Annotated in this window: 1 protein-coding gene; it reads left to right on the top strand. The window is 34.0% G+C overall.

All coding sequences use genetic code 11. The features are described 5' to 3' along the window. Positions 1-194 precede the first annotated feature (194 nt). The coding region (locus CWB66_RS16085) for a PoNe immunity protein domain-containing protein (protein ID WP_138586140.1) at positions 195-823 on the top strand (629 nt) is incomplete at its 3' end.

The following is an 823-nucleotide window of genomic DNA, read 5'->3' as shown; positions in this document are numbered from 1 at the left end:
GTGGTTGACGTTGAGTATTGTGATATAGAGTGCACTAAAGCCGAAAACTGCACCATTGGTGGGTTAAATTATATCTAACTCAAAAGTAAAGAGGGTTTAGTGTGTGCATCTTATATTGAAGGATTACATACTTAAATAATGACTAGAATTTTTTATGAAAACTGAAACAAGCTGATGACATAAGAGAACAAAGCATGTTACGAGATACTTTAAAAAATAAAGCATATTATGATGAACGTATAGCGTTTAAAAAAGAATGTATTGAAGAAGATGTTAGGGACGTTAAATTTGATGATACTGATTCAATTGAAGTCAAAATGAAAGGTGCATTTAGGCTAGTCAGTGACTCTATTTACTTGTTACACCAAAAATATTCACGTGGTGATGAATTATTATCTTTAAAACCTGATCTTCTAAATACGCTAGAGTATCGCCAATGGCAAAAAAACTATGCCGATGCCTTACCAGATAGCGAGCAGGCTGAGCGTGTAGGTTGGGAAGAAATACGTGAAGATTATTTAGAAAATTTTTTAAAATGGCTAAGTTTTGCTTACTGCCTAGATATGGGAAAAGAGTATTACCTGAATATGTTGGCTTTAATTGCTAATCAAGGTCTTGATTTATTATTTGATAGTATTGCAGTTGAAATGGGGGATGTTGAACGCGAAGTATCCAAAGAATTACTTTTTAAAAGACGGTTTAGCAAGCTCTATAACGTTATTGAAAGTGAGCCAGTACAACGTCCTATCTTAGTAAAGGCTTATTTAGACGCTTGGTATAAGCTAGAAGGAAGTCTTGATTACCATTTAATGGATACCGATGC

This window comes from Pseudoalteromonas sp. S558, assembly GCF_005886635.1.
Classification (GTDB): Bacteria; Pseudomonadota; Gammaproteobacteria; order Enterobacterales; family Alteromonadaceae; genus Pseudoalteromonas; species Pseudoalteromonas aliena.
This window is presented reverse-complemented; position numbering and strand designations above follow the sequence as displayed.